Annotated in this window: 17 protein-coding genes; 2 read left to right on the top strand and 15 right to left on the bottom strand. The window is 38.4% G+C overall.

What is annotated here, in order from left to right; genetic code table 11:
• Positions 1-40: 40 nt before the first annotated feature.
• Positions 41-961, top strand: coding sequence for an ArsR/SmtB family transcription factor (locus MHH96_RS14660; protein WP_047939948.1), 921 nt, complete (start codon positions 41-43; stop codon positions 959-961).
• A 111-nt stretch (positions 962-1,072) separates the two neighbouring features.
• Here MHH96_RS14660 and priA read toward each other — a convergent pair whose 3' ends face one another.
• The 7 genes from priA to MHH96_RS14625 all read right to left on the bottom strand — a co-directional run bounded on the left by priA (position 1,073) and on the right by MHH96_RS14625 (position 10,139).
• Complete coding sequence (gene priA, locus MHH96_RS14655) at positions 1,073-3,484, bottom strand: primosomal protein N' (RefSeq protein WP_047939947.1); 2,412 nt, start codon at positions 3,482-3,484, stop codon at positions 1,073-1,075.
• Positions 3,481-4,695 (bottom strand): bifunctional phosphopantothenoylcysteine decarboxylase/phosphopantothenate--cysteine ligase CoaBC, encoded by a 1,215-nt coding sequence (gene coaBC, locus MHH96_RS14650; RefSeq protein ID WP_061796745.1) that lies wholly within the window; start codon positions 4,693-4,695, stop codon positions 3,481-3,483. The genes priA and coaBC overlap by 4 nt, the downstream gene beginning before the upstream one ends.
• Before the next feature lie 405 nt (positions 4,696-5,100).
• The gene (gene rpoZ / locus MHH96_RS14645) at positions 5,101-5,319 is read right to left on the bottom strand and encodes a DNA-directed RNA polymerase subunit omega (RefSeq protein ID WP_047939945.1); all 219 of its coding nucleotides are present in this window, start codon (positions 5,317-5,319) and stop codon (positions 5,101-5,103) included.
• A 3-nt stretch (positions 5,320-5,322) separates the two neighbouring features.
• Positions 5,323-5,937 (bottom strand): guanylate kinase, encoded by a 615-nt coding sequence (gmk, locus tag MHH96_RS14640; protein WP_047939944.1) that lies wholly within the window; start codon positions 5,935-5,937, stop codon positions 5,323-5,325.
• A gap of 9 nt (positions 5,938-5,946) precedes the next feature.
• A complete protein-coding gene (gene remA / locus MHH96_RS14635) occupies positions 5,947-6,210 on the bottom strand; it encodes an extracellular matrix/biofilm regulator RemA (protein WP_016201046.1) in 264 nt (87 codons plus the stop codon).
• 60 nt (positions 6,211-6,270) lie between these two features.
• Entirely contained in the window at positions 6,271-7,146 is an 876-nt protein-coding gene (locus MHH96_RS14630) for a YicC/YloC family endoribonuclease (protein ID WP_095257571.1), read from the bottom strand.
• A 314-nt stretch (positions 7,147-7,460) separates the two neighbouring features.
• Entirely contained in the window at positions 7,461-10,139 is a 2,679-nt protein-coding gene (locus tag MHH96_RS14625; RefSeq protein ID WP_047939942.1) for a calcium-translocating P-type ATPase, SERCA-type, read from the bottom strand.
• A 378-nt stretch (positions 10,140-10,517) separates the two neighbouring features.
• Here MHH96_RS14625 and MHH96_RS14620 point away from each other — a divergent pair, with 378 nt between their 5' ends.
• The gene (locus MHH96_RS14620; protein WP_061796747.1) at positions 10,518-12,230 is read left to right on the top strand and encodes an Rqc2 family fibronectin-binding protein; all 1,713 of its coding nucleotides are present in this window, start codon (positions 10,518-10,520) and stop codon (positions 12,228-12,230) included.
• A gap of 336 nt (positions 12,231-12,566) precedes the next feature.
• Here the strand turns inward: MHH96_RS14620 and pyrE are convergent, their stop codons facing one another.
• The 8 genes from pyrE to MHH96_RS14580 are packed head-to-tail and all read right to left on the bottom strand — an operon-like array spanning position 12,567 to position 22,069.
• A complete protein-coding gene (gene pyrE / locus MHH96_RS14615) occupies positions 12,567-13,187 on the bottom strand; it encodes an orotate phosphoribosyltransferase (protein ID WP_061796748.1) in 621 nt (206 codons plus the stop codon).
• A complete protein-coding gene (gene pyrF / locus MHH96_RS14610) occupies positions 13,184-13,900 on the bottom strand; it encodes an orotidine-5'-phosphate decarboxylase (protein WP_047939939.1) in 717 nt (238 codons plus the stop codon). Before pyrF ends, pyrE begins: the two co-directional genes overlap by 4 nt.
• On the bottom strand, positions 13,872-14,813 hold the full coding sequence (locus tag MHH96_RS14605) for a dihydroorotate dehydrogenase (protein WP_061796750.1): 942 nt from the start codon (positions 14,811-14,813) through the stop codon (positions 13,872-13,874). Before MHH96_RS14605 ends, pyrF begins: the two co-directional genes overlap by 29 nt.
• The gene (locus MHH96_RS14600; protein WP_061796753.1) at positions 14,810-15,589 is read right to left on the bottom strand and encodes a dihydroorotate dehydrogenase electron transfer subunit; all 780 of its coding nucleotides are present in this window, start codon (positions 15,587-15,589) and stop codon (positions 14,810-14,812) included. The genes MHH96_RS14605 and MHH96_RS14600 overlap by 4 nt, the downstream gene beginning before the upstream one ends.
• Positions 15,586-18,798 carry a carbamoyl-phosphate synthase large subunit gene (gene carB, locus MHH96_RS14595; RefSeq protein WP_144544181.1) on the bottom strand — a complete coding sequence of 1,071 codons (3,213 nt, stop codon included), beginning with the start codon at positions 18,796-18,798 and terminating at the stop codon, positions 15,586-15,588. Before carB ends, MHH96_RS14600 begins: the two co-directional genes overlap by 4 nt.
• Complete coding sequence (locus tag MHH96_RS14590; RefSeq protein ID WP_061796756.1) at positions 18,785-19,882, bottom strand: carbamoyl phosphate synthase small subunit; 1,098 nt, start codon at positions 19,880-19,882, stop codon at positions 18,785-18,787. The genes carB and MHH96_RS14590 overlap by 14 nt, the downstream gene beginning before the upstream one ends.
• On the bottom strand, positions 19,879-21,165 hold the full coding sequence (locus MHH96_RS14585) for a dihydroorotase (RefSeq protein ID WP_061796758.1): 1,287 nt from the start codon (positions 21,163-21,165) through the stop codon (positions 19,879-19,881). Before MHH96_RS14585 ends, MHH96_RS14590 begins: the two co-directional genes overlap by 4 nt.
• The gene (locus tag MHH96_RS14580; RefSeq protein ID WP_047939933.1) at positions 21,131-22,069 is read right to left on the bottom strand and encodes an aspartate carbamoyltransferase catalytic subunit; all 939 of its coding nucleotides are present in this window, start codon (positions 22,067-22,069) and stop codon (positions 21,131-21,133) included. The genes MHH96_RS14585 and MHH96_RS14580 overlap by 35 nt, the downstream gene beginning before the upstream one ends.
• Between the last annotated feature and the right edge of the window lie 155 nt (positions 22,070-22,224).

Raw genomic sequence — 22,224 nt, 5'->3', positions numbered from 1 at the left:
GACAAGCTACTTTTTAACCATAAAGTTAAAGGAGATTGCTATGCAAATACAAATTTCAAAGGATTATTTTCACATTTATCAAGCACTTGCTAGTGAAACAAGAATAGAGATCATAGAAATTCTCGCAAAAAACAACATGAATATATCTGATTTAGCAAAACAATTAGGCATAAGCGCCGCCATCGTTACCCGTCATATTCAAAAACTAGAAGAAGCAGGAATTGTTAAATCGGAACGAATCCCTGGAAAATCAGGACTGCAGAAAATTGTTTATTTAGCGATAGACAATATTGAAATTCATTTTCCAAGAAAAATATTTAAAGAATATCAACTCCACGAAACTGATTTAAAAATTGGTCATTATACAGATTTTTCTGTAAAGCCTACTTGCGGGATTGCAACAGAAAAAGAAATAATCGGAAAAGCGGATGATCCGAAATATTTTATGGACAGCCAAAGAGTGGACGCCCAGCTATTGTGGTTGTCTCAGGGGTTTGTAGAGTATAAAATCCCTAACTTACTTGGACCAAATGAAATTCCAGAAATGGTAGAAATCAGTTTGGAGCTTGCTTCTGAATTCCCACTTTCCAATAATGTTTGGCCGAGCGACATAACATTTTATTTAAATAATGTTAAGCTTGGCACATACACGGTTCCTGGTAATTTTTCTGATGTGAGAGGACGGTATACGCCGAAATGGTGGAATGATAAATTCAGTCAGTACGGTTTGCTAAAAACAATCAGGGTGAATAAAATAGATACAGGCATTGATGGCGAACCCTTTTCCAGCGTAACGATTAATGAATTACAGCTCGAGAGCTCTTCTTTCCTCACTCTAAGAATTGCAGTTGAAGAGGAATCCGAAAGAGTTGGTGGGTTGACTTTATTCGGGGAACATTTTGGAAATCATAAGCAAAATATACAGATTGGCATTTATTATTTGGAGAAAGAAAATAATTAACGAAATACAAACATGGGTAAGGTCATCGCCGGAGACCTTACCCATGTTTTTTATTACTATGGTCTTTATAGTTTTAATCTGAACAAACTGTTCGAATAGGCAAACAGAATATTACATCAATATAAACGGATTAACATCAATCGAAATCTGCAGGCCGTTTGTGCTTATTTCTGTTTGGTAATGATCTAAAATTGATTTTAAAACTTCTTCCAAGTTTGGTTCTTGTTTATACTTTATTAGGCATTGATAGCGATATTTATTTTTTATTCTTGCGATTGGTGATGCGACTGGTCCTAAAATAACTGTTTGCGGTGATAATCTATTTCGGACAATCTGGGTGATTTTTTCCGCAACCCCGACTACTTTCATTAGCTCTTCATGACTAATTGTAATCATCGTAAGAAAATAGTAAGGAGGATAAGCATGTTGTCTGCGAATCATCATCTCTGTTTCATAAAAACGGTCATAATCCTGTTCGCTCGCAAGCTCAATACTATAATGCTCAGGAGTATAGGTTTGAAAAATAACTTCTCCTTGTAATTCATGTCTGCCTGCTCTGCCGCTTACTTGTGTCAGTAATTGAAAGGTCTTCTCCGATGAGCGGAAATCTGGCAAATGAAGCATTGTATCAGCTGACAGTACACCAACTAGCGTAATTCTTGGAAAATCTAGTCCTTTGGCAATCATTTGTGTTCCCAATAAAATATCTGCTTCTCCCTCTTGAAATTTTTGCAGCAGCTTTTCGTGGGCTCCTTTTCGACTAGTTGTATCGACATCCATGCGAATAACCCTTGCTTCTGGGAGGATTTTTGTCAGCTCTTCCTCTACTTTTTGCGTCCCTGTTCCAAAATATCGAATATGCTCACTGCTGCATTCTGGACAAGTAGTAGGCGTATACGTTTCATATCCACAATAGTGACACTTCATCTGATTTTGAAAGCGGTGATAGGTCAAGCTAATATCACAATTTGGACATTTCACGACATAACCGCAATCACGGCACATGACGAAGGAGGAATGTCCCCGTTTATTTAAAAACAATACCGTTTGTTCTTTTTTTTCTAGGCGATCTTTCAGTTTTTCCAGCAATACTTCGGAAAACATAGAGCGATTGCCATTTCTCAATTCTTCTCGCATATCAATAATTTCCACTTTCGGGAGTGCTTGATTATTCATGCGATTAGGAAGAGACAATAAAGTATATACACCTTTTTGGGCTCTTGCAAAGCTTTCTAAAGATGGCGTGGCACTACCCAAAATAATCGGACATCCATGCTTTTTCCCTCTCTCGATCGCGACATCTTTAGCATGATAGCGAGGATTCTCCTCTTGCTTATATGTCATTTCATGCTCTTCATCAATAATGATAAGCCCGAGATTTGTAAATGGCGCAAAGATAGCAGATCTCGCTCCAACTACCACCTTTACTTCATTTCTTTGGATTTTCCGCCACTCATCATATTTTTCTCCCACCGATAACCCACTATGGAGAACGGCAACCTGATCGCCAAAGCGGCCTTTAAAGCGATTGACCATCTGTGGTGTCAGCGCTATTTCCGGAACAAGGACAATTGCTTCTTCTCCCTTTGCCAACACTTTATCAATGGATTGTAAATATACCTCTGTTTTCCCACTACCGGTTACACCATACAACAGAAAAACATCATGCTGATTTTGTTCTACCGCCTGATGAATCGGCGCCACCACTTTCGCCTGATCATCGGTTAAAGGCAAGGCAAATGTTCTTTCAAACTCCCGCTCTTGATAAGGATCGCGGTATACTTCTTTTTCCATTTCTGCAAGAAGCCCTTTTTCGACTAGTCCTTTTATTACAGCTGTTGAAATACTCAATTTCGTAAGTAGTTGCTTTTGTTCGATTGGGTCTGGATGCTCACTAAAATAAACCAATAATTCTTTTTGTTTTTTAGCGTTTTTATTCAGCGATTCTTCATAATGAAGTAATTCTTCCCTATTTAGAAGAGGATAAATATGCTTTACCTTCTTCTTCTTGCCTCTTGATTGTACCTCATAGGAAACCTCGATTGTTCCTTTCTTCACTTCCTTTTGTAAGGAAGAAAGAGATACATTCTTTAACGCTTCCTCCCAAACCACTTCTTCCGTTTTAGTAAAAAGAGCGGCTACCCCTTCAGCCATCTTCTCTTCTTCCCTAGATACCTTTTTTACTTTACGCTCATATTTAGCTTTTAAAGCCGGTGGTAACATCGCTTGAAAAGCAGAAATCTTATAACAGAGCGTAGAATGAGACAACCAGTCAGCAAGAGATAAAAGTTCTTTATTTAAAACGGGCACTAAGTCCATCGGTTCTATAATTTTTTTTAATGATTTAAAGCTTGAGGATTCTTCTATGCTTTCCACAAAGCCTTGTACCTTTCTAGGACCAAATGGAACAATTACGCGCATCCCTGGTTGAATAACGTCTTCTAATTCTTTCGGAATTAGATAATCAAAGGGTCTGTCCGTTTGTTTTGCCGGTACATCGACAATTACTTTGGCTACCGTCATTTTTGAACAGCTTCCTTCATCTGCATTGCTTGTTCCAATATTTTTTCCGCTACCTCATCCTTAGAAAGAAGCGGTAATTCGATTGAAGTTCCATCTCTCTTATACATAGTCACAAGATTTGTATCGGTTCCAAAGCCAGAATCTTGTCTATTTACATTATTAGCCACAATCATATCTGCATTTTTCCGTTTTAATTTATCCATTGCATATTCAGCCATATTTTGTGTTTCCGCTGCAAAGCCAATGAGAATCTGCTGTTCTTTTCTTTTTCCAAGTTCGGATAAAATATCTTGGGTCCGCGTGAATTCAATTGTTTCTGGACCACTTTGCTTTTTCACTTTGTGGTCATAAACAATCGTAGGCTTATAGTCACTTACCGCAGCTGTTTTAATAATAATGTCAGCCTCTTCTCTGTATGTCATTACAGCGTTATACATCTCTTCCGCACTTTCCACTGAAATAACCTGAGCACCTTTTGGTGGAGTTAGATTTGTAGGTCCAGATATTAAAATAACATCTGCCCCATAGGCCATAGCTTTTTTGGCAATACTATATCCCATTTTTCCAGAAGAGTGGTTGGAAATAAAACGAACAGGATCAATTTTTTCGCGCGTTGGTCCAGCAGTCACGAGTACGGTTGTTCCAGTTAAGATCTTGTCCTTGTTATTATTGGAAAAATAATCCTCCATATGCTGAACAATCATTTCCGGTTCTTCCAATCTTCCTTTGCCTACATAGCCGCATGCTAAATAACCTTCGCCTGGGTTAATAAAGCGATAACCATAGTCATGAAGCGTGTTAATATTTTTAATAACGGCAGGATGATCATACATATGTACATTCATCGCTGGCGCAATCCAAACATCGCTTGTTGCTGCAAGTAAGGTTGTTGTAATCATATTATCCGCAATACCGTTTGCAATCTTTCCAATTACATTAGCCGTTGCTGGGGCTACTAAAATTAAATCAGCCCAATCAGCCAAATCAATATGTGCAATCACTTTTGGATCTTTTTCATCAAAGGTGTCTGTATATACTTCGTTTTTAGAGAGGGCTTTAAAGGTTAATGGATTCACAAATTCCATTGCTGATTCCGACATAATAACCTTTACATCTGCTCCCTTTTGCGTTAATTTACTAGTTAAAGCACATACCTTATATACCGCAATGCCCCCTGTTACACACAGAAGAATCTTCTTGCCATTCAACATCATGTGCCTCCTTCCTTTCTTTCTATTCTAAAGTTTATGATATAGTAATCGTATCATCAGCCAGATAAACCCTCTGCGACCGGATTAATTGAACCATTTGTAGCTGTCAGACAATATGAATCTTTTTTGTTCGTTAAGAGTGAGATATATTGTTTGTTTATGAATAAGTTCTAATGAATTGGCAAAGCAAGTTGCTAATAAAAAATGCGAGCAATCCTAAGCAGAAATTCTCCCACTTTGTTAGAATTAATATTCTTAAACTTCAGCCATATGTAAGATTTGTATTTTTTTTATTATTGTTAGCATATAATTAAATAATCATTATGTCCATGAAAAAAGACTTAGTAAATGGAATCATTCCTTTTACTTAAGCCTTTTATTTCGTACTATATGATAAAAATTTAATTATTCCTCGCTTGCACCATTGGGTGTATTTACACGATAAGTTAATTGATCTTTGTTGATTTCTTCTAATGCTTTCCCTACATTTTTATGAGAAACATATTTTGCTAATTGTGGTTTCGCATTAGTTTGTAGTTTTCTTGCTCTTTTTGCAGCAACAGATACTAATGAATATTTTGAATCGATTTTTGTCATTAATTTATCAATAGATGGATATAACATAGATTAATTGGCCTCCAGCATTTTTTTGTATTTTGGTTCTACTCTTTCTCTGCGACAATGCTCCGCAACAATGATTGCTTTTATTTTTTCACAAGCATTCTCTACTGTATCATTTTCTACGACATAATCATATAAGTGCATCATTTCTATTTCTTCTCTTGCCACATTCATGCGGTTGTTAATAATCTCTTCTGACTCGGTACCTCTTGTCACAATACGATTTTTCAACTCTGATAAACTTGGCGGACTCAAGAAAATAAATAATCCATCTGGAAACTTTTCGCGAACCTGCTTCGCGCCCTCTACTTCAATTTCCAAAAAGACGTCTTTGCCTTTTAATGTCGTTTCTCTAACGTAATCAACAGGTGTACCATAGTAGTTTCCAACAAACTCTGCATATTCTAGTAACTTTCCTTGTTCAATTAAATCCTCAAATTCTTCTCTTGATTTAAAGAAATAATCTACTCCATCTACCTCACCAGCACGCGGTGATCTTGTGGTCATGGAAATAGAATATTCAAAGGATGTATTTTTTTGTGAGAAGATTTCCTTTCTCACTGTTCCTTTCCCTACACCAGAAGGTCCAGACAAAACGATTAAAAGTCCCTTTTCTACCAAATTTTTCTCCTACCCTTCCTCTATGATCTCATCACGATCGTTTAAACGGTGTGCAACTGTTTCTGGTTGAACTGCTGAAAGAACAACATGGTCACTGTCCATCACAATAACAGCTCTCGTTCTTCGACCATATGTTGCATCTATTAAGGATCCTCTATCCCTAGCATCTTGGATAATACGTTTAATGGGAGCAGATTCTGGACTGACAATAGAGATAATTCTATTTGCAGAAACTATATTTCCAAAACCAATATTGATTAATTTTATGGACATTCGTCTTCTCCAATCTTATTATTTTTAGTTTTAACTAGGAAGATTTATTCTAAACCCTTTTTATTCAATATTTTGAATTTGCTCTTTCATTTTTTCTAAACAGCTTTTCATCTCCACCACATTTGCTCCAATATCTGCTGAATTAGCTTTGGATCCAATGGTGTTAACCTCTCTGTTCATTTCTTGAAGTAAGAAATCGAGCTTTCTTCCAATCGGGTTGCTTTCTTCCATAATTTGGTAAAACTGTCTAATATGACTATGTAATCTAACCAATTCCTCATTAATATCTGCTTTATCTGCAAAAATCGCCACTTCTGTAATAAGGCGTGCTTCATCAATCGGTTCCGTTAAATAGCTTTCTATTCTTGTCTTGAGCTTTTCACGGTATTGTGCAATCACTTCTGGTGCCAACGACTGTAACTTCGCAACTAGCTTTTCTATCTGCTTAAGATTGCTTTCTAAGTCTTTGGATAATTCCACTCCTTCAATAGTGCGCATCTTATTTAACTGGACAACCGCTTCTTCCATTGTAATAAGCAACACTTCTGATAGTTCTTCCATATCAAGCTCTCGTTCTACTATCTGAAAACACTCTTCTTGATTTAATAAATCACGAAGCGAGATGGACTCTTTGATAGAATATTTGTCTTTTAATTGGTGAAGCAATTGATAGTATTGATCAAGCAATGGCCAATCCACTATAATTTCTTGACCTTTTTTGTCTTCATCCTCTAATGTTACAAATACTTCGATTCTACCTCTATGTATATAGTTTGAAATAATTTTCTTTATTTGATCTTCCAAATATAGAAATTGCTTGGGCATCCGAATAATCTGATCGCTAAACCTGTGATTGACCGATTTTATTTCGATATGAAGTGTTGCATGGTGATATTGTTTTGTTGCTCTTCCAAATCCAGTCATACTTTTCATTATACTGACACATCCGTTTTCTAAAAAATGTGCGAATTAATGTTTGCTTGTGCTTTTTCCACAAAGTTTAATCGCTGCTAACCTCCAGCAAGAGTGCACTTCACTTTCCGCAGGCTTACGCTTATGCCTCTTCAGCTTTGCCTCAAGGATCTGACAATCCCCTGCCGTCTTCGTGTATTCACGCTGCTTTATTATTCGATCATTTCTCATTATACATTATATGGTTACTAACCTTTTAGAAATCAGCATTAAAAACAGCATCAAATAAATAAAAGGTAATAGAGTGGTCTCTACTACCTTTTGGATTATAACATATTTTATTTTGATTTACTTAATAAAAATGATCCTGCGAGTAAAAAAGTTGGTACAGAGGCGAATCCGATGATCATTGGCCAATCTTTCATTGCTATTGGCAGTGTATGGAAGATTTCTTGCAAGCCTGGCACGTAAATAACAGCAAGCGCCAATACTAAGGAAGAAATCACAGCCCAGACTAGATACATATTGCCAAACGGATTTCTTGAAAGAATGGATTTTTCACTGCGGCAGTCAAATACATGAATTAACTGGGCAAGTACTAATGTTATAAAAGCAACCGTTTGGGCATATTCAAGATTTTCTGGATTATTGTTATAGGCAAACATAAAAGCTAAAATAGTCGAAATACCGATAAGGAACCCGCGAGAGATAACCTTCCATCCAAGCCCTCTAGAAAATACACCTTCATTCGGACTGCGTGGTCCTCTTTTCATAACATTATCTTCCGGTCTATCTAAGCCTAAGGCCATCGCTGGTAATCCGTCTGTTACTAAATTCACCCATAAAATTTGAATAGGAACAAGCGGCAAAGGAAGTGCTAACAGCATCGCAAATAACATCACCAGTATTTCCCCAACATTTGAGGCAAGTAAATAACGGATGAATTTACGAATGTTTTCATAAATATTTCTTCCTTCTACAATAGCAGATTTTATACTCGCAAAATTATCATCCATTAATACTAAAGAAGATGCTTCCTTCGCAACATCCGTCCCTGTGATTCCCATCGCAATGCCGATGTCTGCTTTCTTTATCGCTGGAGCGTCATTTACTCCGTCACCAGTCATCGCAACTACATGCCCTCTATTTTGAAATGCTTGAACAATCTTCAATTTATGCTCTGGGGAAACTCGTGCAAAGACAGCAACATCTTCTACGATATCCTCTAATTCTTTTAAACTTAAATCTGAAAGCTCTTTCCCTTCCATTACTTTAGAGCGATTATTGGCAATGCCTAGCTGTTTCGCAATAGCATTTGCAGTAATAACATGGTCTCCTGTAATCATTACTGTTTTAATACCAGCTTCTTTACATTCTTTTACAGCTTGTTTTACTTCTGGTCTTGGCGGATCAATAATTCCTTGCAGACCAATGAAAATCAAGTCCTTTTCTGCTTCTCCTTCATGCATAATAAGAGTGTTTGGTGAAATTTCCTTATAGCCAATTGCAATGGTACGAAGCGCCTGGGAAGCTAAGCCATTGATCGCTTCTTGAACTACTTGCTTTTCATTATTTCCTAAAGCTTGTGAACGATTTTCAAAAAGAATTGATTTACTCTGACCAATTAAGACATCGGGTGCACCTTTAGTAACAACAAATTGACGTCCAGTTGGATCTTTTACCACAACACTCATCATTTTTCTTGTAGAATCAAAAGGGAATTCATTGACAATCGCAAATTGATTTAATAATTGAGCACGCGTGAATCCTGCTTTCATCCCTGCAACTAAAATTGCTCCTTCCGTCGGATCCCCATTTAAAACATAATCGCCATCTTTTTGCAGAATCTCGGCGTGATTACAAAGCATTCCAAAGGTTAAAAGCTGTTGTAATGCCTTATCCTTTGCTGGATTTATTAATTGTTCGCCTACATAGTATTGTCCTTGCGGCTCATATCCAGTTCCATCTACCGTATATGTTTTTCCGCCGATCCAAGTTTTTGTTACTGTCATTTTATTTTGCGTTAATGTTCCGGTTTTATCAGAACAAATGACTGAAGCACAGCCAAGAGTTTCGACAGCAGGCAGCTTTCTGACAATGGCATTTTTGCGAATCATTTTCTGAACACCAAGAGATAGAGCAATGGTTACAATCGCTGGCAAGCCTTCTGGAATCGCGGCTACCGCTAATGATACACCTGCTAGTACCATTGTATATAAATCATTCCCTTGAAGAACCCCAATCACCACAACTAATACGGTTAATAGTAATGCTGTGACAATGAGAATTTTCCCTAGCTGCTCTAAACGTCTTTGCAGCGGGGTGGTAACCGAATCTGCATTTTGCAGCAAATCAGCAATTTGCCCCATTGCTGTTTTCATCCCTGTCCCAATAACAACCCCGACACCACTTCCACGGGATACCATCGTTCCCATAAAGCCCATATTTTCCATATCACCAAGTGCTAGATTGTTATTTTTGATTGCAGATACTGTTTTAGGAACTGGCACAGATTCTCCGGTTAAAGCAGATTCCTCCACTTCCAGGCTTCTTGATTCAATAATTCTGACATCTGCTCCAATTCGATCCCCGCTCGCGAATTTTATGACATCTCCAGGAACTAACTCTTTCGATAATAGACTAATCCATTCTCCATTCCGTAGTGCCTGAACATGAGGCTGTGATAATTCTTTTAAAGCAGATAAAGATTTTTCTGCTCTTATCTCTTGAAAAAATCCAAGAAAACTATTGAGAATGATGATTGCAATTATCGCAATTGCATCAATATATTCGCCTAATAAACCTGAAATAAGCGTGGCAGCTAAAAGAACGAGTACCATAAAATCCTTAAATTGACTGAAGAAAATAAGCAGGAGTGATTGCTTTTCTCCTTCCTCTAATTCATTGTATCCAAAGTTCTTTCGTCGCTTTTCCGCTTCTTCATCTGATAACCCAGCCGAAAAATCAGTATTCAATGTTTGTTCTACTTCTTTTTCGTTCATTTCATGATAGTTCATCCGGCCATCTCACTTCCCCCTTTTTCATTCACCGTTCGCTATAGTAGCAGCGAAGAAATTCGTAGCTGTTTTGAACAAAAGTTAGCAACTTACTAACATACATAGTTGTCCCAACACCACTCTAAGAGAATCATATTCAAGCTTGGCCGAAAAAATGCTAAGGATAGAGATTTAATTCCTATTTACTATGAGAAAAAATACCATATGCCTAGATCTCATCTATTTTTTACAAATTAAAATTTTGCGAAGGCTGCCTCCACTTCTCGTTATTCTTGCATCTATAGCAAAATCACAAGCATTTTCAACCCAAATCCTTGTATTTCTTCCTCAATAAAGATAGAGTAAAGAGGGAAATTATTATAAATGAGGTCGTTAGTTATGTCATTTGATGGTTTATTTACACGCGCAATGTCTCTTGAATTAAAAGAGCTTTTACTAGGAGGCCGAATTAATAAAGTTCAACAGCCTTTTACCAATGAAATTATTTTATCCATTCGAGCTAATGGAAAAAATCAAAAATTGCTATTATCGGCTCATCCTAGCTATGCCCGCATTCAAATTACGGAAGAAAATTATGAAAATCCTAAAGAACCACCAATGTTCTGCATGCTTCTCCGCAAGCATTTAGAAGGTTATTTTATAGAAGATATTTATCAAATAGACAATGAACGGATCATTGTTTTAGAAATTAGGGGAAGAAATGAAATTGGCGATACTTCCTATAAAAAACTGATGATCGAGATAATGGGTAGACACAGCAATATCATTTTGGTTGACCGCGATAAAAATACCATTCTAGATAGCATTAAACATATTTCGTATGCTGTTAATAGTCATAGAGCTATTCTTCCCGGTTATGAGTATTTAGCTCCGCCAAAACAAGAAAAACAAGATCCTTATACAGCATCAGAGGAAGATGTACTGCGGGCTATTGATTTTAATAGCGGCAAACTGGACAAACAGCTTGTCCAGCAGTTTGCTGGATTATCTCCACTAATTGCTAAAGAAATGGTCTATCTGGCTGGTCTTGCAAACCGTGAAACTTTACCAAAAGCATTTCTTATGGTAATGGAGCCAATAAAAAAAGGCAATTATGCTCCTTCTATCATGGATACTCCAGAGAAAGAATATTTTTACTGCCTATCAATGGAGCATGTCAAAGGAAACGTGAAGTCCTTTCCTACATTAAGTAAAATGCTTGATCGCTATTATTTCGGAAAAGCAGAACGAGATCGAGTGAAACAGCAAAGCAATGATTTAGAACGATTTATTGTAAATGAACGAGATAAAAACAAAAAGAAAATAAAAAAACTAGAACGTTCTTTATCGGAAGCTGAAAATGCGGAACAATATCAATTACTTGGTGAACTTTTGACTGCAAACCTTTATGCGGTTAAAAAGGGCATGTCAGAAGTAGAAGTAATCAATTATTATGATGAAGATAGTAAAACCGTTAAGATTCCGCTTAGCCCAAGACTGTCTCCTTCTGAAAATGCGCAAAAATATTTCACAAGATATCAAAAAGCGAAAAATTCGATTGATATTATCAAGGAACAAATTAAACTAGCAGAACAAGAATATGAATACTTTGAAACACTATACCAGCAAATTCTTGCTGCCTCTCCAAAAGATATTCAGGAAATTCGGGAAGAGTTAGTGGAAGAAGGTTACCTTAGAGAAAGACAGAAAAAGCAAAATAAGAAACAGCAAAATGTAAAGCCTGTCTTAGACTACTATGTTTCGTCCGAGGGTACAGAAATTATCGTCGGAAAGAATAATAAACAAAATGATTATTTAACAAACAAAGTAGCAGCTAGAGATGAAATTTGGCTGCATACAAAGGATATTCCTGGATCCCATGTTGTTATTCGCAGCAAAGAGCCTTCCGAGGAAACAATCATGCAAGCAGCAAAGTTAGCAGCTTATTTTAGCAAAGCACGCCAATCTAGTTCTGTTCCCGTTGACTTCACATTAGTACGTCATGTGAAAAAGCCAAGTGGCGCAAAGCCTGGTTTTGTAATTTATGATAACCAGCAAACTGTTTATGTTACACCAGATGAAGAAACGGTTATTCGCTTGAAAAAAAGCTAAATAGTTTGAAACGAGAGGTCTTTAGCTGCCTCTCGTTTTTGTTTAATTATGCATGTGACTTTGGTTTTTTATGATGATAATAGCTTGAAGAGCTGATTTGTCTCCGATCCTTGGTCTTCCGTTTTCATCCTTCTTATGAACACCACTTCTCTTGCCCGCCGCACTAATTTCGGCGTTCACCCTTCTTATGAACGCAACTTTTCTTGCCTCCTGCTCCTATTTCGGCGTTCATCCCTCTTATGAACAATTCTTCTCACCAAATCCCAAACAATAACTAACTTTTTTACTCAAACTAAAAAACAGCACTTTACATAAAAGTGCTGTTCACTCCTTAATCTATCCCCAATTCTCCGGACTTTCCTTCCAAGCATTTAAGCTTGCCAAATCTCCTTCTTGAATATAGCCTTTTTTCTGTGCTACATCTAATAAGCTCGTATAGTCTGTTAATGAGTAGGCTGTAATCTCAGCCTCCCCAAGTAATTCTTTCCCCTTTGGTAATTCGTATGTAAAAATAGCAACCACTCCAAGCACCTCACAGCCTGCTTCTCGTAAACTATTAACAGCTGTGATAACACTTCCACCAGTAGAAATTAAATCCTCGACTACTACTACTTTTTGGCCCTTTTCCACTTTTCCTTCAATCTGATTTCCCTTTCCATGCGCTTTTGCTTTAGAGCGCACATATACCATTGGCAAATCTAGAAGGTCACTTACCCAAGCAGCGTGAGGAATGCCGGCTGTCGCTGTTCCCGCCACAACTTCTGTTTCAGGGAATTTCTCCTTAATTAAACCAGCTAACCCTGATGCAATATTTTTTCGCACTTTAGGATAGGACAAAGTTAAGCGATTATCGCAATAGATTGGAGATTTTAATCCTGAAGACCAAGTAAATGGATCATTTGGCTGTAAAAATACGGCTTTAATCTCTAGCAATTGTTCGGCAATTTCATGTTTCATAGCGTGATACCCTCCCACTCTGATTTAAATAACGTATAACTTTTATATGGATTTTCTGCTCTTGTAATCGAACGACCAACAACAATTGCTGATACACCATTCTCACGGGCAACTTGAGGTGTTGCAACGCGCACTTGATCCTGTACTTCATCTGTTTTTAAACGAATGCCAGGTGTTACAGTGAGAAACGATTCTCCTAATTGTTCACGAATGGCCCCAGCTTCCAATGTGGAGCAAACAACGCCATCCAGTCCAGCCTCTTTCGTAATCGATGCATAATGTAAAACAGACTCCAATAAAGGAACTTGAATTAACTGCTCTTTTTGCATGCTTGCTTCAGACGTACTTGTTAGCTGAGTTACTCCAATACATTTCGCTCGCTTCATTCCAGATGGTGTCCCCGCTTCAAGTCCTTCCACTGCACGAGCCATCATGTCCACTCCACCAGCTGCATGGACATTTACTAAATCAACGCCTAAGCTAGCAATATTTTTCATCGCACTACCAACAGTATTAGGGATATCATGTAATTTTAAGTCGAGGAAAATTTGATGATTTTGCTCTTTTAATTCCTTGATAATACTTGGACCTTCTTTATAAAAAAGTTCCATTCCTACCTTTAAAAATAAAGATTCCCCATTAAATTTTTTCAAAAAGGAATGTACCTCTTCCTTTGTTGCAAAATCAAGCGCGATGATAAGCGAATTGTTCATGCTTTCCCCAGCTCCTTCCAGTTACTTCTGAAATATGTTCAAATCCGTATTTATCTAATAACTCAGGTAAGTCTTCGATTATTTTTGGGCAGATGAATGGGTCCACAAAGTTTGCTGTGCCGACTGCAACTGCACTTGCACCAGCATAGAAAAACTCTAGGACATCCTCAGCCGACGCAACACCGCCCATTCCGATAATCGGCAGATTTACCGCTTGACTTACTTCGTAGATCATTCGAATTGCTACAGGTTTAACAGCTGGGCCTGATAACCCCCCTGTTTTGTTTGCTAAAACCGGCTGACCTGTCTTTAAGTCCAGGCGCATGCCAACAAGCGTATTAATCATGGTAATCCCATCTGCTCCTCCTGCTTCCACTGCTTTTGCCATTTCCACAATATTTGTTACATTGGGAGATAGCTTTACATATACCGGAACCTCTGATACTTCCTTTACCTTTTTCGTCAATTCCTTTGCAACCTCAGGGATTGTTCCAAAAGCAATTCCCCCTGTTTTTACATTTGGACAAGAAATGTTTAGTTCTAATGCGGCGACATTCGAAGCTCTGGAAATTTCTTTCGCAACCGCAACATAATCCTCTTCAACGGATCCAGCAACATTTGCAATAATTGGTACATCAAACTGACTTAGCCATGGCAATTCTTCCCCAACTACTTTTATAAGACCGGGATTTTGCAGACCGATGGCATTAAGCATCCCAGAAGTAGTTTCTGCGACCCTTGGTGTAGGATTGCCAAAACGAGGCTCTACTGTTGTCGCTTTAATCATGATGGCACCAAGCTTGCTTAAATCATATAAGTTACTGTATTCCCGTCCAAATCCAAAACAGCCAGAGGCAGGCATAATAGGGTTTTTAAGCTCTAATCCAGGAAGCTTTACCTGAAGTCGGTTCATAGGACAACCTCCCCTGTTCTAAATACTGGTCCATCTGTACATACCTTTTTATAACTAAAACCTGTTGGATCGTCTGCTGTATGACATACACAAGCAAAACATGCACCTATCCCACATCCCATTCTTTCCTCTAGAGAAATGAACACCTTTTTATCTGGAAATGTTTTTTCTAGATTTTTAAGCATTGGTGTTGGTCCACAGGAGTATAATACGTCAAATTCTAGTTTTTCTTGAAAAATAACGTCTGTTACAAATCCTTGTGCACCATAACTACCGTCTACTGTAGCGATATACGTATCCCCCAGTTTCGCAAACTTTTCTTCATAAAAAGCAACGGATTCTGTTTGAAAGCCTAATACAGCCACTACCTTTACTCCTTTGGCAACTAGACGATTGGCTAATTCATATAATGGCGGCACTCCAATTCCTCCACCAATTAATAAAGCTGTCTGCCCTGACTTGCTTTCTTCAACTGGGAAACCATTTCCTAAAGGACCGAGGATATCAATAGCTTCTCCCGCTTGTTTTTTGGCAAGAAGCTTTGTGCCCGCTCCTTCAGCGCGGTAGATCATCGTAAATGTTTTTCTTTCCGGATCAATGTGGCAAATACTAATTGGACGTCTTAATAACGGTGCAGAATGATCACTTACTTTGATATGAACAAATTGACCTGGCTCGTTCATTTCAGAGACAAGCTCACCTGTTAAGGTGAGCTCCATAATATTCTCCGCTATTTCCTTCTGTTCAACTACTGTACAAATTTCGTTTTTGATCATACTAACAATGCCTCCAGTTGCTTTTTACTTGGCTCCATTGCCTCTGTAGAAAATGTCATGGATTCAACTACTCGAAGGATCGCCTCTGCTGTGTCTAAAGAAGTTAAACATGGAATCCCATTTTCGACAGATTCACGTCTGATACGGAATCCATCTCTTGCTGGCTGACTGCCTTTGGAAAAGGTATTAATGACAAATTGTGCTTCTCCATTGCGGATGACATCAATTAATGTATGGCCTTCTCCACCGATTTTGCCAACCACTTTTACTGGAATGTCATTGCTTTCAAGGAAAGCTGCTGTTCCACTTGTTGCCATTAAGCTATAGCCGATATTCGTAAATCTGTTTGCAAGCTGTAAAGCCTCTTCCTTATCTTTATCGCCAATTGTCATCAGAACAGTTCCGAATGTTTTAATCTTCATTCCTGAAGCAATTAACCCTTTATAAAGAGCCTTTTCAAGAGTGATGTCTTTGCCCATTACTTCTCCTGTTGACTTCATCTCAGGACCTAAGGTAATATCTACTCTTCGTAATTTTGCAAAGGAGAATACTGGAACTTTCACATAAACACCAGACTTCTCTGCTACTAAGCCGGATTGATAGCCTTGTTCTTTTAAGGAAGTACCCAAAATAACTTTTGTAGCTATTTTCGCCATTGGCACATTCGTAATTTTACTTAAGAAAGGTACTGTTCTACTAGAGCGAGGATTTACTTCTAGTACAAAAACTTCTCCTTTGGATACAACATACTGGATATTCAGCAAACCAACGATTTTTAACCCTTTTGCCAGCCTTGTTGTATAATCTACTAATGTTTGCTTGATTTCTGCAGATAAGCTTTGTGGCGGATAGACTGCGATCGAATCGCCTGAGTGTACTCCTGCTCGCTCAATATGCTCCATAATTCCTGGAATTACTACATCAGTGCCATCACAGATTGCATCCACTTCAATTTCTTTCCCTGTTAAATAACGATCAATTAAGATTGGCTGTCCTGGACTTGCTTTAACCGCATTTTCCATATAAGGAATCAGCTCTTCTTCTTTATAAACGATCTGCATCGCTCTTCCACCTAATACATAAGATGGTCTTACAAGTACTGGGTAGCCAATTGATTGTGCAACGACAATTGCTTCTTCAACTGTTAACGCTGTTTTTCCATCTGGCTGTGGTATACCCAAGTCTTGAAGACTTTGTTCAAACTTATCACGGTCCTCAGCGCGATCTAAGTCTTCAAGAGATGTTCCTAAAATTTTGATGCCACGCTCTGCTAATGGACCAGCTAAGTTGATGGCTGTCTGTCCGCCAAACTGAACCACTACTCCCTCTGGCTTTTCTAAATCAATGATATGCATGACATCTTCAATTGTAAGTGGCTCAAAGTAAAGTTTATCTGAAATACTAAAGTCTGTTGAAACAGTCTCTGGATTGTTATTGATGATTATCGCTTCATATCCTGCTTCCTTGATTGCCCAAACAGAATGAACCGTTGCATAGTCAAACTCAATTCCTTGTCCGATACGAATTGGTCCAGAACCAAGGACTACAATGCTTTTCTTATCTGTGACAATTGATTCATTTTCCTCTTCATATGTTCCGTAGTAGTATGGAGTTTCTGATTCAAATTCAGCAGCACATGTATCGACCATTTTATAGACAGGTACAATACCTTTCTCTTTTCTCCAGTTATATACTTCGAACTCTGTTGTGTTCCAAAGCTTTGCAAGCTGAATATCAGCGAATCCTTTTTCTTTTGCTTCTTTTACATATTCCTCATCAAACGGATGGTTAATTAACTCTTTCTCGAACTTAATAATGCCTTCCAGTTTAAACAGGAAGAAGAGATCAATTTTACTCCACTCATGAATGGTTTCTATGCTTATGCCCCGATTAAGTGCCTCTGCTATATAAAACAATCTTTCATCACCGGCAACTCTTATTCGTTTCTCGAGTAATTCATCACTTGTTTCATCTGCTGCATTTAGAGAGAAATGATATACTTTTGCTTCTAGAGAGCGGATCGCTTTTAGTAAAGATTCTTCAAAAGTACGGCCAATTGCCATTACTTCTCCAGTCGCTTTCATTTGGGTCCCTAAATTACGTTTTGCTGATTCAAACTTATCGAAAGGAAAGCGTGGGATTTTACTTACTACATAATCAAGGGCTGGCTCAAAGCTTGCATAAGTTTTCCCCGTTACAGGATTCATCATCTCATCCAATGTTAAGCCTACTGCAATTTTTGCCGCCAGCTTTGCAATTGGATAGCCAGTTGCTTTACTAGCAAGGGCAGATGAACGACTTACTCTTGGGTTTACTTCGATAATATAGTATTGAAAGCTATCTGGATCTAAGGCAAGCTGCACGTTACAGCCGCCTTCAATTTTTAAGGCACGGATAATTTTTAAAGATGTATTTCTTAGTAATTGATATTCACGGTCGCTTAATGTTTGGCTTGGTGCCACGACAATACTGTCACCCGTATGGATCCCTACTGGATCGATATTTTCCATATTACACACTACTATGGCATTATCATTGCTATCACGCATTACTTCGTATTCAATTTCTTTAAAGCCCGCGATGCTTTTTTCTAATAAACATTGTGTAACTGGGCTATTTTTTAAGCCGCTTGTTACGATTTCTTCTAATTCTTCGTCATTATGGCAAATCCCTCCACCAGTTCCTCCTAGTGTAAAAGCAGGTCTGACGATAACCGGATAACCAATTTTCTCCACAAAAGCTTTTGCTTCCTCCATATTGTGGATAATATCACTAGCTGGTACAGGTTCACCTAATTCATTCATCAAATTACGGAAAAGGTCGCGGTCCTCTGCCTGCTGAATGGCAGCTAGCTTCGTTCCTAGTACTTCAACTCCACATTCCTCCAACACACCAGCATCGGAAAGCTCAACAGCAAGGTTCAAGCCAGTTTGCCCCCCTAATGTTGGAAGAATAGCATCTGGTCGCTCTTTGCGGATAATTCTGCTGACAAATTCAAGTGTTAATGGTTCGATATACACTTTATCTGCCATTTCTGTATCTGTCATAATGGTTGCAGGGTTGGAGTTTACTAGAATAACACGATAGCCTTCTTCCTTTAAGGCGATACATGCTTGCGCTCCTGCATAGTCAAATTCTGCTGCCTGCCCAATGATGATTGGTCCTGATCCGATTACTAATATACTTTTAATATCTTTACGCTTTGACATATGCGGCACCTTCCTGTTTGTGAGATTGTATCATTTCCATAAAACGATCGAATAAATAGTTGGCATCCTCTGGTCCAGGTGAAGCTTCTGGATGATATTGCACGGTAAATGCTGGATATTCTTTATGCTGTAGGCCTTCAATTGTTCCATCATTTAAAGCAATATGTGTTATTTCTAAGTTTGTATGTTTAATAGATTCTTCCTCTACTGTATAGCCATGGTTTTGCGATGTCAGCGAAACCTTCCCTGTTAATAAATCCTTCACTGGGTGGTTTGATCCTCTATGACCAAACTTCATTTTCTCCGTGTTTGCCCCACTTGCAAGTGCGAACAATTGATGACCTAGACAGATTCCAAACAACGGTACTTTCCCAATAATTCCTTTAATTGCTTCAATGGACTCTGGTACGTCCTTTGGATCCCCAGGTCCGTTAGATAACATCACACCATCTGGACTTAAATTTAGAATGTCTTCTGCTGTAGTGTTATAAGGAACAACGATTACATCACAATCTCGTTTATTTAATTCTCGTAAAATACCATGCTTCATGCCATAATCTACTAAAACAACGCGGCTTCCACGGCCAGGACTTGGATAAGGTTTCTTTGTTGAAACTTGCTTTACTTGTTCTGCACTTAATGTAATATCTTTTAATTTTGCAATTACATCCTCAGCATTTTCTTCGATGCTGCAAATGGCGCCTTTTAACGTTCCATATTGACGGATAATACGGGTTAATTTTCTCGTATCTATTCCTGCAATTCCGGGAATTTTCTTTTGTTTAAAATATTCGTCTAATGATAGTTCATTTCGCCAGTTTGAAGGGAAATCACACACTTCTTTGACAATAAATCCATGGATGGCAGGCGTTATCGATTCAAAATCATCTCTATTAATGCCATAATTCCCCACTAAAGGATACGTAAGTGTGACAATTTGTCCACAGTAGGATGGATCGGATAGAATTTCCTGATAGCCTGTCATACCTGTGTTAAATACTATTTCACCAAATTTTTCTGTATCGGCACCGAAGCCTTTTCCGATAAATACTGTGCCATCTTCAAGAATTAGTTGTTTTTTCATGCGTGTACACTTTCCTTTCTCCAAGCAATCTTTCCACTAACGATTGTTGCAACTGGCCAACCCTGACATTCCCAACCAGCAAATGGGGTATTTCTTCCTTTTGATAAAAATGTTTCAGGATCAATTTTATTTGTCTCTTCTAAATCAAGTATTACGATATCCGCTTTCTTTCCTGCTTCTAATGTTCCCATATCCAATTTAAAGCTTTGAGCTGGTTTTACCGTTAGATAATCCATTAACTGTTGCAGCGTCATGACCCCTGTTTTTACAAAGTTCGTATAAAGGAGCGGAAATGCTGTTTCTAAACCAACAATTCCAAATGGTGCAAGCTGCATCGATTGTGCTTTTTCTTCTGCTGTATGTGGTGCATGATCTGTTGCAATAAAATCAATTGTTCCATCTAGCAGCCCTTCGATTAGAGCAGCACGATCCTCTGTTCCTCTTAAAGGAGGATTCATTTTATAATTCGTATCAAGGGAAGGAATATCTGTATCTGCTAATAGTAAGTGGTGTGGTGATACCTCTGCAGTCACTCTTATTCCAGCTTTTTTCGCATCTCTTACAACACGTACAGATTCTTTTGTACTGATATGGCAAACATGATAATGACAGCCTGTTGCTTCTGCTAAAAGAATATCTCTTGCAATTTGGACTGATTCACAAACACTTGGTATCCCATTTACACCGTTCGCCTTCGAAAATTCCCCTTCATGGACACAACCATTATTAATGAGGCTGTTGTCTTCACAGTGAGCGACAATCGCCATATCCAATGCAGCAGCTTGCTTCATTGCTTCAAGCATTTGGCCAGCTTCTTGAATTCCCACGCCATCATCTGTAAAGGCAAATGCCCCTAATTCTTTAAGCGCCTTAAAATCAGTAAGCTCCGTCCCTAATTGCCTAATGGTAATGGAGGCATACGGTAAAACATTTACATTTGCTGTATTTTTAATTCTTTCATTTAATTTATGTAGATTTTCGACAGTGTCAGGCACAGGTCTAGTGTTTGGCATATTCGCAATCGTTGTGAATCCGCCGCGTGCTGCTGCCATTGTCCCTGTTGCAATTGTTTCTTTCTGTTCGCCGCCTGGCTCTCTTAAATGAACATGTAGGTCAATAAAGCCTGGAGCAACAACTTTTCCAGCTGCATCAATCACTTCATCTGCAATTGCTTTGATTTCCTTTGCAATCATCTTAATTGCTCCATTTTCAATCAAGATGTCGTTCTGTTCTAATTCCCCTGTAGTATTAAGCAACTGGCCATTTTTGATAAGTATTGACATGTTCATTTCTCCCTCCGATATTTTCTAATGATCTTTTTAGTACACTCATGCGGATAAATACACCATTTTCCATTTGCTTAAAAATTCTGGAGCGTTCGCATTCCACAAGCTCATCGGCAATTTCAACATCTCTGTTTACTGGGGCAGGATGCATGATAATGCTTCCTTGCTTCATTTTTCTTTCTCTTTCTATTGTTAGTCCATAAAGCTTATGGTAGCTTTCTTTGTCAAAAGCAGCTCTTTCGTCACCGTGCCTTTCATGTTGGACACGCAGCAGCATCACAACATCGGATGTTTCAATCGCTGTATCAATATCTTCATAATTTGCATCTTGTAAGACTGTTTCATCAAACCATTCTCTTGGTCCGGAAAAAACAACCTCTGCCCCTAGCCTTGTCAGAGCATCTGCATTAGATCTTGCAACACGGCTATGGCTGATATCACCGATAATACTTACTTTTAAGCCGTTGAAGCGTTGGAATTCCTGCTGTATCGTTAGAAGGTCAAGCAATGATTGAGTAGGGTGATGACCACAGCCATCTCCTGCATTAAGGACTGGTATATTTACTCTTCCGACTAACTCATCAAAGTAGCGGTCATTTTCGTGCCTTATGACTACAGCATTTACTCCTATTGATTCCAGCGTTCGAACAGTATCATATAGTGTTTCTCCTTTCACAACACTTGAGGTTGTCGTTTCAAATGGAATCACTTCAAGTCCTAACTTTCTTTCCGCTACTTCAAAGCTGCTTTTTGTTCTCGTGCTAGCTTCGAAAAAAAGATTTGCTATAAAACATTGATTTGCCGGCCGCCATATTTCTCCATCTGCAAATTTTTGTGCATCTCTTAAGATTTCCTGAATCTCTGTAACGGTTAACTCAGTCGTCGTTAATAAGTTTTCCATGATACTACCTCCCGTTATTTGCTGCTTTTAATAACTTCACTTCGCAAAAAAAACGCCCTAACATACTCGTTAGGGCGTCAAAAATTTCACTTTTGCATAGATTTAGGCAAAGTAAACCTGCGGCTATAATCCATGCATCGTTTTTGGCACCCTTA

This window comes from Niallia sp. FSL K6-0212 (assembly GCF_038007605.1).
In the GTDB taxonomy this organism is placed as follows: Bacteria; Bacillota; Bacilli; order Bacillales; family Cytobacillaceae; genus Niallia; species Niallia circulans.
Note: the sequence above shows the minus strand (reverse complement) of the source record. Positions and strands in the feature narration are given on the sequence as shown.

Excerpts from the sequence above, each read along its gene's own strand:
- coaBC (WP_061796745.1), bottom strand. The coding sequence starts at position 4,695 with ATGTTGAATGGCAAGAAGATTCTTCTGTGTGTAACAGGGGGCATTGCG.
- MHH96_RS14605 (WP_061796750.1), bottom strand. The coding sequence starts at position 14,813 with ATGAACCGACTTCAGGTAAAGCTTCCTGGATTAGAGCTTAAAAACCCT.
- priA (WP_047939947.1), bottom strand. The coding sequence starts at position 3,484 with ATGACGGTAGCCAAAGTAATTGTCGATGTACCGGCAAAACAAACGGAC.
- MHH96_RS14660 (WP_047939948.1), top strand. The coding sequence starts at position 41 with ATGCAAATACAAATTTCAAAGGATTATTTTCACATTTATCAAGCACTT.
- rpoZ (WP_047939945.1), bottom strand. The coding sequence starts at position 5,319 with ATGTTATATCCATCTATTGATAAATTAATGACAAAAATCGATTCAAAA.
- MHH96_RS14625 (WP_047939942.1), bottom strand. The coding sequence starts at position 10,139 with ATGAACTATCATGAAATGAACGAAAAAGAAGTAGAACAAACATTGAAT.
- MHH96_RS14600 (WP_061796753.1), bottom strand. The coding sequence starts at position 15,589 with ATGATCAAAAACGAAATTTGTACAGTAGTTGAACAGAAGGAAATAGCG.
- pyrE (WP_061796748.1), bottom strand. The coding sequence starts at position 13,187 with ATGAAACATGAAATTGCCGAACAATTGCTAGAGATTAAAGCCGTATTT.
- MHH96_RS14580 (WP_047939933.1), bottom strand. The coding sequence starts at position 22,069 with ATGGAAAACTTATTAACGACGACTGAGTTAACCGTTACAGAGATTCAG.
- pyrF (WP_047939939.1), bottom strand. The coding sequence starts at position 13,900 with ATGAACAATTCGCTTATCATCGCGCTTGATTTTGCAACAAAGGAAGAG.
- MHH96_RS14585 (WP_061796758.1), bottom strand. The coding sequence starts at position 21,165 with ATGTCAATACTTATCAAAAATGGCCAGTTGCTTAATACTACAGGGGAA.
- carB (WP_144544181.1), bottom strand. The coding sequence starts at position 18,798 with ATGTCAAAGCGTAAAGATATTAAAAGTATATTAGTAATCGGATCAGGA.
- MHH96_RS14620 (WP_061796747.1), top strand. The coding sequence starts at position 10,518 with ATGTCATTTGATGGTTTATTTACACGCGCAATGTCTCTTGAATTAAAA.
- MHH96_RS14590 (WP_061796756.1), bottom strand. The coding sequence starts at position 19,882 with ATGAAAAAACAACTAATTCTTGAAGATGGCACAGTATTTATCGGAAAA.
- remA (WP_016201046.1), bottom strand. The coding sequence starts at position 6,210 with ATGTCCATAAAATTAATCAATATTGGTTTTGGAAATATAGTTTCTGCA.